The sequence below is a fragment of the Phaeospirillum tilakii genome, from assembly GCF_042683125.1.
Lineage (GTDB): Bacteria > Pseudomonadota > Alphaproteobacteria > Rhodospirillales > Magnetospirillaceae > Phaeospirillum > Phaeospirillum tilakii.
In genome coordinates this window covers 49,003-62,303 of sequence record NZ_JBHUIY010000024.1, presented here as the reverse complement: position 1 = coordinate 62,303, position 13,301 = coordinate 49,003, and the positions used below count along the sequence as shown (strand labels likewise).

At 69.7% G+C, this 13,301-nt stretch carries 15 protein-coding genes; 9 read left to right on the top strand and 6 right to left on the bottom strand.

Annotated features, from left to right (window positions below; all coding sequences use genetic code 11):
• Positions 1 to 2: 2 nt before the first annotated feature.
• From nrdD (ACFSNB_RS18900) to ACFSNB_RS12455, 3 genes are read left to right on the top strand one after another with little or no spacing between them, the layout of a single operon-like run.
• On the top strand, positions 3 to 170 hold the full coding sequence (nrdD, locus tag ACFSNB_RS18900; RefSeq protein ID WP_465264567.1) for an anaerobic ribonucleoside-triphosphate reductase: 168 nt from the start codon (positions 3 to 5) through the stop codon (positions 168 to 170).
• Positions 171 to 191: 21 nt separating this feature from the next.
• Positions 192 to 395, top strand: a complete 204-nt coding sequence (gene nrdD, locus ACFSNB_RS18895; protein ID WP_465264566.1) for an anaerobic ribonucleoside-triphosphate reductase — start codon at positions 192 to 194, stop codon at positions 393 to 395.
• Positions 392 to 988: an anaerobic ribonucleoside-triphosphate reductase activating protein gene (locus tag ACFSNB_RS12455; protein WP_377317015.1), complete on the top strand. Its 597-nt coding sequence runs from the start codon at positions 392 to 394 to the stop codon at positions 986 to 988. Before nrdD (ACFSNB_RS18895) ends, ACFSNB_RS12455 begins: the two co-directional genes overlap by 4 nt.
• 60 nt (positions 989 to 1,048) lie before the next feature.
• Here the strand turns inward: ACFSNB_RS12455 and ACFSNB_RS12450 are convergent, their stop codons facing one another.
• From ACFSNB_RS12450 to ACFSNB_RS12440, 3 genes are all read right to left on the bottom strand, one after another.
• Positions 1,049 to 2,020: a nucleoside deaminase gene (locus tag ACFSNB_RS12450; protein WP_377317013.1), complete on the bottom strand. Its 972-nt coding sequence runs from the start codon at positions 2,018 to 2,020 to the stop codon at positions 1,049 to 1,051.
• A 73-nt stretch (positions 2,021 to 2,093) separates the two neighbouring features.
• Positions 2,094 to 3,398: a glycosyltransferase gene (locus ACFSNB_RS12445; protein WP_377317011.1), complete on the bottom strand. Its 1,305-nt coding sequence runs from the start codon at positions 3,396 to 3,398 to the stop codon at positions 2,094 to 2,096.
• Between the two features lie 155 nt (positions 3,399 to 3,553).
• Positions 3,554 to 3,763, bottom strand: a complete 210-nt coding sequence (locus ACFSNB_RS12440) for a cold-shock protein (protein ID WP_377317009.1) — start codon at positions 3,761 to 3,763, stop codon at positions 3,554 to 3,556.
• Positions 3,764 to 4,008: 245 nt separating this feature from the next.
• Here ACFSNB_RS12440 and ACFSNB_RS12435 point away from each other — a divergent pair, with 245 nt between their 5' ends.
• The 6 genes from ACFSNB_RS12435 to prfH all read left to right on the top strand — a co-directional run bounded on the left by ACFSNB_RS12435 (position 4,009) and on the right by prfH (position 10,702).
• A complete protein-coding gene (locus ACFSNB_RS12435) occupies positions 4,009 to 4,326 on the top strand; it encodes a hypothetical protein (protein ID WP_377317007.1) in 318 nt (105 codons plus the stop codon).
• A gap of 97 nt (positions 4,327 to 4,423) precedes the next feature.
• Positions 4,424 to 5,029, top strand: a complete 606-nt coding sequence (gene gstA / locus ACFSNB_RS12430) for a glutathione transferase GstA (protein ID WP_377317005.1) — start codon at positions 4,424 to 4,426, stop codon at positions 5,027 to 5,029.
• Between the two features lie 2 nt (positions 5,030 to 5,031).
• Complete coding sequence (locus ACFSNB_RS12425; RefSeq protein ID WP_377317003.1) at positions 5,032 to 5,994, top strand: S1 family peptidase; 963 nt, start codon at positions 5,032 to 5,034, stop codon at positions 5,992 to 5,994.
• A gap of 118 nt (positions 5,995 to 6,112) precedes the next feature.
• A complete protein-coding gene (locus ACFSNB_RS12420) occupies positions 6,113 to 8,551 on the top strand; it encodes a cation:proton antiporter (protein WP_377317001.1) in 2,439 nt (812 codons plus the stop codon).
• 310 nt (positions 8,552 to 8,861) lie between these two features.
• Entirely contained in the window at positions 8,862 to 10,085 is a 1,224-nt protein-coding gene (locus tag ACFSNB_RS12415) for an RNA ligase RtcB family protein (protein ID WP_377316999.1), read from the top strand.
• Positions 10,082 to 10,702, top strand: coding sequence for a peptide chain release factor H (gene prfH / locus ACFSNB_RS12410; RefSeq protein ID WP_377316997.1), 621 nt, complete (start codon positions 10,082 to 10,084; stop codon positions 10,700 to 10,702). The genes ACFSNB_RS12415 and prfH overlap by 4 nt, the downstream gene beginning before the upstream one ends.
• A 151-nt stretch (positions 10,703 to 10,853) precedes the next feature.
• Here the strand turns inward: prfH and ACFSNB_RS12405 are convergent, their stop codons facing one another.
• The 3 genes from ACFSNB_RS12405 to ACFSNB_RS12395 all read right to left on the bottom strand — a co-directional run bounded on the left by ACFSNB_RS12405 (position 10,854) and on the right by ACFSNB_RS12395 (position 13,133).
• Positions 10,854 to 11,438 carry a hypothetical protein gene (locus tag ACFSNB_RS12405; RefSeq protein ID WP_377316995.1) on the bottom strand — a complete coding sequence of 195 codons (585 nt, stop codon included), beginning with the start codon at positions 11,436 to 11,438 and terminating at the stop codon, positions 10,854 to 10,856.
• Positions 11,439 to 11,559: 121 nt separating this feature from the next.
• The gene (locus tag ACFSNB_RS12400; protein WP_377316993.1) at positions 11,560 to 11,943 is read right to left on the bottom strand and encodes a hypothetical protein; all 384 of its coding nucleotides are present in this window, start codon (positions 11,941 to 11,943) and stop codon (positions 11,560 to 11,562) included.
• Positions 11,944 to 12,110: 167 nt separating this feature from the next.
• Entirely contained in the window at positions 12,111 to 13,133 is a 1,023-nt protein-coding gene (locus tag ACFSNB_RS12395; RefSeq protein WP_377316991.1) for a TAXI family TRAP transporter solute-binding subunit, read from the bottom strand.
• Positions 13,134 to 13,301 lie beyond the last annotated feature (168 nt).

Genomic DNA, 13,301 nt, shown 5'->3' with positions numbered 1-13,301 from the left:
AGCTGGTCCGCCGCGCCCTGGAGAATTTCCGGCTGCCCTATCTGACCGTGACGCCGACCTTCTCGATCTGCCCCAAGCACGGCTACATCCCGGGCGAACATCCGTTCTGCCCCAAATGCGACGCCGAGCTGATCGCCCGCAAGCGCGGGCAGCAAGCCCGCTCCGCCTGACCTGACCAAGGAGACCGTTTCGTGACCACCGATCTTGTCGCCCCCGAAGCCGCCACCGACGGCATCACCCTGTCCGACGACGAACGCCAGCCCTGCGAGATCTGGACCCGGGTGATGGGCTATCACCGCCCGCTCGCCTCGTTCAACCAGGGCAAGCAGGGCGAGTTCGCCGAACGCCGCTATTTCGTCGAGGGGAGCTGCGACTGCGGACGGAGCGGGGCGTGACACCCCCGCTGATCGGCGGGATGGCCCGGCTGTCGAGCTGCGACTGGCCGGATCATCTCGTCGCCACCCTGTTCCTGCAGGGCTGTCCGTGGCGCTGTCCTTACTGCCACAACCCCCATCTGCTGCCGACCCGCACCGCCGAGGCGGTGGATTGGGACGAGGTGATGGATTTCCTCGCCGGCCGGCGCGGCCTGCTCGACGGGGTGGTGTTCTCCGGCGGCGAGCCGACCCTCCAGCCCGATTTGCCCGAGGCGATCGCCGCCGTGCGGGCGCTGGGGTTCCGGATCGGGCTGCACAGTGCCGGCGCCTTCCCCGACCGTTTCGCCGCCGTGCTGCCGCTGGTCGATTGGGTCGGCTTCGATCTCAAGGCTCCCTTCGCCGAGTATGACCGGCTGACCGGCGTGGTCGGCAGCGGCGAACGCGCCCGCGCCAGTCTGATGGCGTTGCTGGCGGCCGGGACCGATCGCGATCTGCGCATCACCGCCGATCCGGCCTGGGCCGATGCGGCGACGCTGGGCCGGCTCAATCAGGATCTCGCCGCGCTCGGGGCCGGGCCGGTGCGGGTCCAGGCCTATCGGGTGGCGCCGGAGTAAAAAAACGCGGGCGCTGCCCGCACCCGCCAAGGGCCGCAAGGCCCTTGGAACCCATTGGTTTTACAGCAGCCCGGCGGTGACGCCGATCCGGTCGCGGTAAAGCGGAGGGAGGGTTTGCGCCAGCGCGGCCAGTGCCGTGCCGTCGCCCTCCAGGCAGCTCAACAGGGGGTAGGGGTTGTCCTCGCGCGGCAGTTCGAGGAACGAGCCCAGCGCGCCCAATTCCATCAGGGCCAGGGCCGGACTCGCCGGTGGGTGTTGCCGCACCACCGCGCAGCGGCGCGGCGGCAATGTCGCCCCCGCCCAGCCATGGCCCCGCACCAGTTCCAGCACCGCACTGCGCGCCGGGGAGAGGTGTGCGGCCGAGTTCGCCACCAGCAGCGGCCGGCCATGATCGTCGATCAGGCAGCAGCGCCCGTCGCGCACCAAGGCGGGGAGAGGGGTGGTACCGGGGCGGTGCAGGCCGGGCGGCAACGGGCCCGGGGCAACCGTGACGGCGCCGACGGTGGCGCGCACCCGGTCGAGCGAGGCGGCGAAGGCGGCCTCGCAGCGGGCACGGGTGGCGGCGGACACCGGCAGCAGGGTCAGCGTCGCCTCGGCCTGATCCCACAGCGCCGGCGGCAGGCGGCGGGCCAGCCCCGCCTCGTCATGAATCCCCGACAGCGGATCGGCGGCGATGGCGGCGGCGCGGAAGCCGGCCTGAAGCATCGCCCCCGCACACATCGCGCAGGGATCGAGCGAGGTGGCGATGGTCAGTTCCCCGATCGGCGGCGGATTGCGCTGGAGAAAATACCAATCGACCAGTTGCCGCTCGACATGGGCGGTGGGATCGCACGGCCGCCCCGGCCGCAACACCGCATTGACCGCCTCGGCGTAAACCCGCCCGTCGTGCCCGACCAGCACCCCGCCGACTCCGAAGGTCCCGCTTTCGGCCGCCAATTCCGCCAGCTCGGCGACCCGTTCCCCGATCGCCTCGACGCCGTCCAGAGCCCCGGTGACGCCCCGCACCCCCGGCACCAATTCGATTGCGGCCATGGTTTCCCCCCAAGTGACGGGATCCAAGGGCCTTGCGGCCCTTGGCGGGTGCGGGCAGAGCCCGCTCTTTTTTCTAGATTATCCCCAGCAGCGCGTCACAGGCGGCGCCGATTCCGTCTTCACCGGCGATGGCGCTGGCGATGGCGATCGAGCGTTGGCGGCTGGCCCGGGATTCGAGCAGCCCGGCCAGGGCGTTCGAGGCGTGGGCGGCGGAATAGGCGCCGATCGGCAGGGTGCGGGCGATGCCGAGCCGGGTGACGCGGGCGGCGTTGTCGGGCTGATCGAAGCCGAACGGGACCACCAGCATCGGCCGGCCGGCGCGCATCGCCTGGGCGGTGGTGCCGATGCCGCCGTGATGGACGATGGCGGCGGCGCGGGGGAACAGCAGCGGGAAGGGGGCGTAGGCGGCGGCGAAGGCGCCGTCGGCCAGCGGCCCGGGCGGCAGGGTGGAATCGCGGCCGACCATGATCACGGCGCGGCGGCCGAGCCGGCGGGCGGCGGCGAGGCTGTCCTCGAAGAAGCGGCCGGGGCGGCGGACCATCGCGGTGCCGAGGGTGAACACCACCGGGGCCGGCCCGGCGCCGAGGAAATCCTCGAGGTCGGGCGGCAGCCCGCCTTGGGCCTCGGCATCGAAGAAGGGAAAGCCGGAGGCGCGGCTGTTCTGGGGCCAGTCGGGCTGGGGCTGGCCCAGCAGCGGCGAGAACAGCCCGAGCGCCAGGGCCGGGGCGTGTTGGTCGGCGAACAACGGGTCGGGGGCGGGCGGCAGGCCAAGCTCGGCGCGCAGATCGTTCCAGGGGGCGCTCCATTCCCGCGCCCGCTTGATCACCAGCTTGTGGATCTGGCGGAACAGGGTAGGGCCGAGCGGCCGCAGCGCGCCGAGGAAGGGGATTTCCGCCATCACCGACGGGTCATAGGCGGAGAAGGCGGTGAAGGGGGCGAGGAAGGTCGAGGCCCAGCCCAGGCCGGGATTGGTTTCCGCCACCAGCCGGGCGGTGAAGGTCAGCGGGTGCGACACCAGCAGGTCGGCGCCCCGGGCGGCGGCGGCGAGGTCGGCGAACGACTCGCGCAAGGACGGCATCACCACGTCGCGGATCAGGGATTCGGCCCCGGTGCGGGGGTGCAGCACCTGCTCGACCAGCCCGGGCACCGACTGGATCCGGTCGAAATCGGGGCCGAGCGGGTGGAAGCCGATCCCCAGCGCCTCGATTCGGGCGCGATAGACCGTGCTGGTGGCGATTTCGGCGCGATGGCCGCGCCGGTTCAGTTCGAGGGCGAGGGCGAGGTAGGGATGCAGGTCGCCGAACGAGCCGATGGTGGCGAACACGATGCGGCGGGACCCGCCGAGGCGGGACGGGGCGGGACGGGACGGACGGGTCAAGCGGTCGGGATCCTTGCGCCGGTAGGGGTGAGACGACGAAAGGGGCGCGGCCGGCCCGAGACGGTGCCGGGCAGGCGGGGAGGGGGCGGGGGGACGGGAAAGGTGGGCAGGGCGCGAAGGCCGCCCCGTGGAGAAGGCGGCCGGTGCGACGTGGCTTACAGCACCTTGAGGTTGATTGCCGCGGTCTTGCCCTTGCGGGGATCCGGCGATTCCTCGAACTCGACCTTCTGGCCTTCGTTCAGGCTGGCCAGACCGGCCCGCTGCACCGCCGAGATATGGACGAACACATCCGCGCCGCCGTTATCGGGGGCGATGAAGCCGTAGCCCTTGGTGGCATTGAACCATTTGACCGTGCCGTTCGGCATGGGAACTCTCCGGAACGTTAGTAACCCGCGGGCCGCGCCATCGCGACCCGCATCAAGTGCCGAGGGACGACGGGTCGGTTCTCAAGGCAGGTTTGATGGAGCCAGTGTCGGATGATCCCCCGCCAATAGCAAGTTCGATCGCGTCGCGGCAGGGCCGGGGCGCAATTTTTCGGCTGGTGCGGGTGCCGGCCCCGGGCTATGGGAAAGGCCGGTTCATTGCCGCATCCGGGGGGGATTGGGACGGAATGCTCAGCCTGCTGATCGCGCTGGCCGCGTCGGTGATCTTCTTCCGCGCGGCGCGGGCGCGGCGCAAATCGGGCTGGCGCTGGGCGCTGGCCGGGGCGGCGGCCGCGCTGGGGCCGGGCACGCTGGCGGCGCTGCTGTTCAGTCAGGCGATCGTGCCGTTCCTGCCCGCCGACGGGGCGTTGATGGCCCATTACGCCCTGTTCGACCTGGGCTACAGGATCTGTACCGTGGTGATCGAGCTGGTGCTGGTGTTCTGGCTGCACCGCCGCCATCTGTCCGGCCCGGCGGTGCCGGTGCGGGCGGGGCGGCGGCGCTGACGGGGCCGGCCGCCGCGCTTCCGGCCTGCGCACATTGCAGGGCGCGGGGCGCGACGATGCGCTACCCTGACGCTCGCCACCCACACGGAGGACGAGGATGAAACTCTACTACAAGGCGGGGGCCTGCTCGCTGGCCGCCCATATCACCCTGATCGCCGCCGGATTGGAATTCTCGGCCGAGGCGGTCGATCTCAAGACCAAGGTCACCGAGGGCGGCGACGATTTCCTCAAGATCAACCCCAAGGGCTACGTCCCGGCGCTGAAGGGCGACGACGGCACCGTGCTGACCGAGGGGGGCGCGATCCTGCTTTACCTCGCCGCCCAGGCGCCGCAGGCCGGGCTCGCCCCGCTGCCGGCCGATCCGCTTTATCCCCGGCTGGTCGAATGGCTGGTGTTCATCGCCACCGAGCTGCACAAGGGCTGCGTCGGCCTGTTCAATCCGGCCTATCCGCCCGAGGCCAAGGAGGCGATCAAGGCGCAGTTGCAGCGCCGCTTCGCCTATACCGATCAGGCGATCGGTGCCGGCCCCTATCTGCTCGGCGCCCGCGCCGGGGTGGCTGATTTCTACCTGTTCACCGTGCTGTCCTGGCTGCCCCGGGTCGGCATTACCCTGACCGAATGGCCGGCGCTGGCCGCCCATTACGACCGGGTGCGGGCCCTGCCGGCGGTTCAGGCGGCGTTGCGCGCCGAAAAACTGATCTGACCGTGGCGCCGCCGGCCCGACCCGACCCCGCGCCGCCGGGCTCCCGCCGCGCCGTGCTGGCCGGCCTCGGCGCGCTGGCCGGGGCCGGGCTGCTCGGCCTGCTGTCGCCCGGCCGTGGCGCCGACCCGGCGCCGCCCGACCCGCTCGCCCCGGCCGAGGGCCTCGCCGCCCGCACCGACGGTTTCGCCCGCCTTGCCGCCGAACGCCCGTGGGTCGAGCGGCTCGGCCGCTGCTGCGGCTTGGTGATCACCCGTCGCCCCGGGGTCGAGGGACGCGGCTCCTGCGTCCTGCTCGACCGCTTCGGCACCCTGGCCCTGACCGCGCATCAGGTCGAGGACTGGCTGGTGGAAGCCGGCCCCGGCCGGGTCGCGGTCGAGGGCGAGGTCCGCTTCGCCCCCACCCCCGGCCCGCTGGTGGTGTCGGGCCGGCTGGAACAGGTCCGCGTCGCCGGTGCGCTCGATCTTGCCTTCGCCACCCTCGACCTCGCCCCGCTGGCCGGAGCCGGGCTGGCCCCGGTGGCCTGGGGCAGCCTGCCGGCCGGGCTGGCCGGGGTCGAACTGGTCGCCGCCGGCTGGCCGCACGGCCATGAACGGCTGCACGCCGCCGCCGGCCGCGCCCAGCTGTTCCGCGATTACGACCAGGAAACCTACACCTCGCTCGGCCATGCCGGGGCCGACGGCCGCTTCCTGTGCAAGGTGATGGCGCGGATCGACGCCCATCCCGGCATGTCGGGCGGCGGGGTGTTCCTCGACGGCGCCTTCGTCGGCATCGACAACGCCAACGGCCCGGCCGACGACATCCCCGACCTGCGCTTCACCCCGGTCTGGGCGGTGTGGGACGCCTACCGCAAGCTCTACCCCGACCGCGCCGCCACCGTCGCCTTCGCCGGCCCGCTGCGGCCGGACCAGACCGCGATGCCGCTGTCCTGCCGGGGCGAGCCGGAGATTTTCTTCCCCGCTCCCTGACGTTTCGCGCGCTTTCCGCTTGGGCGCCGACGCGGTATGGGCGAAAAAAGGAAAGGGATCCAAGGGCCTTCCGGCCCTTGGCGGGTGCGGGCGGAGCCCGCGCGGACGGGGGATCGGCGTGACCGGAATCAGTGCGGTCTTGTTGGGCATCACCGGCCTGCTGGCGCTGGTGACATTGCTGGTGCCGCTGGCGGCGCGGGCCAATGTCGCCTTTTCGCTGGTGCTGGCCGGAGCGGGGATCCTGCTCGGTCTGGTCGGCGACGCGGCGGCGCTGCCGGGCGGGCTGGTGCTGCCGCCCGAGGCGCTGATCGAGATTTTCCTGCCGGTGCTGCTGTTCGAGACGGCGGTGGCGATCGACGGCCGCCGCCTGCTCGACGATCTCGGCCCGATCCTGCTGCTGGCGGTGGGGGCGGTGCTGATCTCGACCTTCCTGATCGGCTGGTCGCTGGCGGCGGTGGCGCCGGTCGGGCTGGTGGCCTGCCTGCTGCTGGCGGCGATGGTCTCGACCACCGATCCGGTCGCGGTGGTGGGGATCTTCCGCGATCTCGGCGTGCCGCACCGGCTCAGCCTGCTGATCGAGGGCGAAAGCCTGTTCAACGACGCGGCGGCGATCGCCCTGGTGGCGCTGTTCCTCGACATGCTGACCGGCGGCCGCTCGCCCGACGCCCTGGCCGGGGCGCTGGCGTTCGGGCGCGGCTTCCTCGGCGGGCTGGCGGTGGGGGGGCTCGGCGGCCTGCTGGTGTGCGGCGGCCTGACCCTGCTGCGCGGCCAGCGTTTCGCCGAGATCACCCTGACCGTCGCCGCCGCCTATCTGGTGTTCCTGGCCGGCGAGCATGTCCGGGTGTCGGGGGTGGTGGCGGTGGTCACCGCCGCCTTGGTGATCGGCTATTACGGCCGCACCCTGGTCACCGCCGAGACCTGGTCCAGTCTGGTCGATGTCTGGCGCCAGCTCGGCTATTGGGCCAGCGTGCTGGTGTTCCTGCTGGCGACGATGCGGGTGCCGGGGCTGCTGGCCGGGATCGGCGCCGGCGACCTCGCCTTGCTGGCGGTGGTGGTGGTGGCCGCGCTGGCAGCGCGCGGGCTGGTGCTGTTCGGGCTGTTCCCGCTGCTGACCCGGCTCGGCTGGGCCGAGCCGATCGCCCCCGGCCTGCGGCTGGTGGTGGTGGCGGGCGGGCTGCGCGGGGCGATCTCGCTGGCCCTGGCCCTGGCGGTGATCGAAACCCCGGCGGTGCCCGAGCCGGTGCGCCATTTCGTCGCCGTGCTCTGCACCGGCTTCGTGCTGTTCACCCTGTTCGTCAACGCCCCGCTGCTGCGGCCGCTGATCCGGCTGCTCGGGCTCGACCGCCTGTCGCCGGCCGATCAGGCGATGCGCCGCCGCGCCATCGCCACCGCGATCGGCGCGGTGCGCGACCGCCTGCGCGCCGCCGCCGGCGAATACGGCCTCGCCCCCCGGCTGGCCGAGGAGATGGCCGCGGGCTGCTCCGCCCGCCTTGCCGCTCTCGAGGCGGCCGAGCCGGCCGGCCCGGCCCTGGGCGACGAGACCCGGGGCGCGCTGGCGATGCTGACCGCGCGCGAGACCGCGCTTTATCTGCGCCATTACCGCGAGGGGGTGGTGTCGGGGCGGATCACCCGCACCCTGCTCGCCAACGCCGCCCGGCTGGAGGACGCGCTGAAGACCGGCGGCGTCGCCGCCTATCTGGCCGCCGGTACCGCCTGCCTCGGCTTTTCCCGGCCGTTCCGCCTCGCCTTGGCGGCGCAGCGCCGGCTCGGGCTGGGCGGGCCGCTGGCCGGCGAGATCGCCACCCGCACCGAGACCCTGCTGATGACCCAGGCGGCGCTGGGCGAGATGCGCGCCTTCGCCGCCGAACGGCTGCCCGGTTTCGGCGGCGCGGCCCCGGCCCGCGCCGTGGCGCGGATCCTCGACCGCCGCGCCGCCGGGGTCGAGACCGCCCTGGCCGCGCTGCGGCTGCAATATGCCGATTTCTCCAAGGCGCTGGAGCGCCATTACCTCGAACGCGCCGCGCTCCGGATCGAGGCGGCCGAGTTCCGCCGCCTGCGCGCCGAGGGGGTGATCGGCCAGGAGGTGTTCGTCGATCTGATCGCCGATCTCGGCCACCGCGCCGCCCGGCTGTCGCGCCGGCCCAAACTCGATCTGCGGCTCGACCCGGCGGCGCTGGTGGCCCGGGTGCCGGCCTTCGCCGCGCTGGATCCGGCCCAGCGCGCGGCGCTGACCCGGCTGCTGCGGCCCCGGCTGGTGGTGCCGGGCGAGCGCATCCTGCGCCGGGGCGAGCCGGGCGACGCGATGTATTTCATCAGCTCCGGCGCGGTCGAGGTGCGGTTGAAGCCCGATCCGGTGCGGCTGGGCAGCGGCGAGTTCTTCGGGGAAATGGCGCTGCTGGCCCATGCACCGCGCAATGCCGACGTGGTCGCGCTCGGTTACGGCATGCTGCTCGGGCTCAAGGCCCGCGATTTCGACGCCCTGCTCGCCGCCGGGCCGGCCCCGCTGCGCCGCCAGATCGGCGAGACGGCGCGGGAGCGGGGTGGGGGGAGAGGTTAGGAAGGACGCGGGCTTTGCCCGCACCCACACGCGGGCTTTGCCCGCACCCACCAGGAACCTGAGGTTCCTGGACCTCCCTGAAGGGGGGGCTACTCGTTGGGGGCGCTGTTTTCCGTCTTGCGATGCACGCAAAACCGGTGCAGATAATGTTCCTCTTTCTGAGGGAGGCAGGCGATGACCATCACCATCCACTGCCCCGTTCGCGGGGCCTAAGCCCGACCTTCACCTCACGGTGGTTCGGGCATCAACGGTTCGGGCCGACATATTCGTCGGAACGACCGAATGATCATGCCTGTTTCCACGAGGAACCATGGGCAATTCTGACTTTTGCGAGCGCGGATGCGCCATCCGTGTGGTCGCTGGCCTGTCCACTTGGGTTGAGGGCGAGGCCCTGCGCCAACTCGACGCCGTATCCCGTTACCCCGGCATGGTGGCCTGTGTCGGCCTGCCGGACATCCATCCCGGGAAAGGAACGCCGATTGGTGCCGCCTTCCTGTCCCAGGGGGTGCTTTACCCTCATCTGGTCGGGAACGACATCGGCTGTGGGATGGGGCTATGGATGACCGAATTCCCCGTCCGGAAGGCCAAGGCGGACAAGCTGGCCGCCAAATTGAATGGCCTCGACGGCCCCATCGACGACAGCGGCGAAAGCCAGCGTAAAAAGCTGGCCGACGCCGGGCTGCCCGAGGACTTCGCGCACGCCCTGGGCACGGCGGGCCGAGGCAACCATTTTCTTGAACTGCAACAGGTTCACGCTGTGGTCGACGCGGCGGCCTTTTCCGCCCTTGGTCTGGACCGGGAGTACGTGTTTGCCCTCGTCCATACCGGGTCGCGTGGTTTGGGCGAGGCGATCCTCTGGCGTCACGCCCAACACCATGGCGCCCAAGGCTTGCCCGAGGATTCGGAGGCCGCCGCCCTCTACCTTGCCGACCACGCCCAGGCCGTGGCCTATGCGGAACTGAACCGCCGCGTCTGCGCCGAGCGGCTGTTCAGCGCCATCGGCACCGAAGGGCGACGGATTCTCGATTCCTGCCACAATCAGGTGTCCCGGTCCGGTCGGCAGGGACAGAGTGGCTGGCTGCACCGGAAGGGCGCCAGCCCGGCGGAAGGTCCCGCCGCCATCATCCCGGGGTCGCGGGGGGACATCAGCTATCTGGTGGCTCCCGTCCCGGGCCAGGAGGACACCCTGTTCTCCCTGGCCCACGGGGCAGGCCGGAAAATTGCCCGCCAGGAAGCCAAGGACAGGCTCCAGCACCGTCACAGGCGGGGGGATCTGGGCACGACCCCCCTTGGCGGCCGTGTCGTCTGTGGAGACGAGCGGCTGCTGTGGGAGGAGGCGCCGGATTGCTACAAGCCCGCCGCCTCGGTGGTGGCGGCCTTGGTGGAAGCGGGCCTCTGCCGGGTCATTGCCACCCTGGCCCCTGTCGTCACCTTCAAGACCTCCCTGGAACCGGCGGACGAAAGGCGCCGCGCCAGCCATGACCGGCGCGAGCGGCACCAGGCGCGCGCCCTGAAGGAAGGTGGCTGGCGATGATCTGGGTCTTGCTGTCGGCCGGGCGTGGCCCCGGCGAATGCCAGTTGGCGGTGCGCGGCCTGACCACCGCCTTGTGCGCCGAGGCGGCCCAGGCGGGGATCGACGCGGAATTGCTGGAAACCGAGGATGGTCCCCACGGCCCGGTTTCCGCTTTGCTGGCCTTGAAGGGAGGTGAAGCCGAAGCCTTGGCCCGGGACTGGGAAGGAACCGTGCGCTGGACGTGTCCCAGCCCGCTGCGGCCGGGGTGGAAGCGCAAGAACTGGTTCGTCGGCGTCTCCCTCCTGGCCCCACCCCCGGCCGGCCCGGCATGGGACGAACGGGATCTGCGGTTCGACACCTGCCGCGCCTCGGGCCCCGGCGGACAACATGTCAACAAGACCAATTCCGCCGTCAGGGTCACCCATCTCAAGACCGGACTCACCGCCTTCGCCCAGGAGGAGCGAAGCCAGCACCGGAACAAGGCCCTCGCCGTGGCCCGGCTTGCCGCCCAATTGGCCGAACGGGACGAAAAGGTCAAGGCCTCCGCCAACCAGGACCGCCGCAATCGCCATGACCAGTTGGAGCGGGGAGGCGAGCGGCGCGTCTATGCCGGGCCTGACTTCCGTCGCATCGGTTGATACCGGCCGCCCTTTGCCATGATCCGTTCGGCGGCCGGCCAGCCCGCGCGGCGCTTGAGCGTCATCGTCTACGCCCGCGCGGCGCTTGAGCGTCATCGTCTACGCCCGCGCGGCGCTTGAGTATCGTCTCGGCCTGACCTGACCCGACGGGTCAGGTCAGGGGCCGGGCGGTATAATATCCGTCTGGGAGCGTCAGCGGGGTGTGGGTCACCTGTTCGATCAGTTCGCCGGCTTCGGCAAGCGCGTCTGTCTGACCAAAGAAGTACACCGTGCCATCCAGAATCCCCAGACGGCGTCCCGGCTCCGCATGTTCCCCTGCCAGATAGAAATGCCATTCAAACATCAACCCGAAGAATATCATCAGGGAAACGGCTTCATGATTGTTCGCCGCGTCGCCAGAATCGACCAGAATAATCCTCTGGCGTGTGATATCCCATCGTTCTCCAGGCGCGAGAAAGATAAAGCTTACCGTATCAATCTCGACATCAAGCGGTAGAGTTGAGTTGTCGAAATGAATCAGAACCCATCCATTCCTCGCGACCCATTTTGAAAGATGGCGGGCCAGAACATAAAGCTCAGATTGACCTCGGCCCGGGTGAAATTGGATATGTCGAGACAAGACGCCATCCATCTCGGCAAGCTGATTCCACCCGCCAATACGCAGGCCAACGGAGATGAGCAAACTCTCCGCTTTCTCCCGAGAAATAAATAAAATTTTATCCCGCGTTGAGCTCATTTTTCAGTCTTTATTTCTGAATTAAGGCGGCGCGGGGTTCCCGGGCATCATCGTGGACCGAATGCCCAGATGGCGACCTGGGGGATGCAAGCACGGGGGAGAGAGGATGACTCCTCGCACGTCACCCTTCGGCTAAAATCGCGTCACGCAACGTGGAAAATTTCTGAACAGCAGAATCATCCCCATCGCTCAATAAATCAAAAAAATATTTCTCCCTGAACTCGTCCGGCCATATATTAATTCCGTCTCCTTCATTCGATATGCGCCATCTTGAGAATATTCTTCCGTCTTTTATTTCAAACAGATCTATTGGCTCTGTCGCTATTACGCCGGAATCATTGACGATCTTTACGAAGAGTCCCTGGCCAAAATGTTTTGAATCCAGATAAAAGCTTAGGCCGTAAACATCGTAGGACTTTCCGACGGTAATATCGTGGCTTGGGTGAAAAGATAGATTGTCAAGAGCGCCGGAGAGGCATCGATTTGATAGGCATCTCACTTTCACAATAACACCGCTTCATTTTGTTGAAATGGATTTCCGCCAAATCAAATTTTTTGATTATTTGTGAAAATGCCGAGCCCCGCTCGGGCCGTCTTGTTTGGCCCGAGTGGACTCGGCTCCGGCGCGGCTCGGGGACGGGCGCGGGTTGTCGCCGTTCATCCCTGATGCCGCTATTTCTTCTCCGGCAGGTTCTTCTCCGGCAGGCTGGCGCGCTCGACTCCCTCGTGGAACGGGATCGGGATGCCGTCGCGGCTGGTGTCGCCGCGGCTGAGGTCCTTCAGCGCCGGATGCAGCCGGGTCAGCGCGCCGAAATTGGCCGCGATCGCCCGCATCAGTTCCTCGACCTCCTCGGCCGGCAGCCGGGTGGTCACCAGCAGCGTCTTCAGCCCCAGCGCCGGCACCTCGGTCTTCTGGCCGTCATAGGTGCCGCCGCGCAGGGTGAAGCGGGCCAGCCACGGCGTCTTGCGCAGATAGGGCTCGATCGCCTTGTCGCGGATCGGCACCAGGGTGGCGCCGCATTCCTCGATCGCCGACTGCACCTCCGGCATCGGGTGGATGCCGGTGAACACCGCCGCGTCGATGTTGCCCTCGCACAATTGCGTCACCTGCTCGGCCAGATCGAGTTCGACCAGCACCGACAGGTCGCCCTGCGAGATTCCCGCCGCCTCCAGCACCGTTTCCGCCATCATCCGCTGGAACGAGCCGGGCCGGCCGAGATTGACCCGCTTGCCCTTGAGGTCGGCCAGCCGCTCGATCCCCGATCCCGGCCGCGCCGCCACCACCGCCACCTCGCCATGCAGCGCCATCAGCGCCTTGAGGTCGGGCAGGGGGCCGGCCTCGCGGAAGCCTTCCTCCCCCTTCAGCGCCAGCAGCGCCGCCCGCGACTGCACCAGCGCCAGATCGACCTCGCCGTTGCGCAGCGCGGTCAGGTTGGCGGCCGAGCCCGACGACGGCATCACCGCGCAGGTCCGTCCGTGCGGCCGTTCCTTGTTGATCACCCGGCACAGCGCGCCGGCCACCGGGAAATAATAGCCGGTCACCTCGCCGCCGCCGATCACCAGCGGTGCCGGCTCGGCCGCCCGCGCGGCCGGCAGGGGAGCGGACAGGACGGCCAGCGCCAGCACGGCCGCGCCGGCCAGGATCGAACCACGTCGCGACAGAATGCAATCCTCCAGTAGCGGGGGACCGATCATAGCCCGCCCGGTTCCCCCCCGGAAGACCCGATCGCCGCGAAGAGAAACGCCGGGGTTCGACACGCCAGGGACAAGGAAAGGGCGTCAACCGCCCGGTGGCCCCTGGCCGGCGGGAGCGGAGCCCGCCTCCATTCCTTCCGCCGCCGCCGGGATCATGGCGTCGGTGCG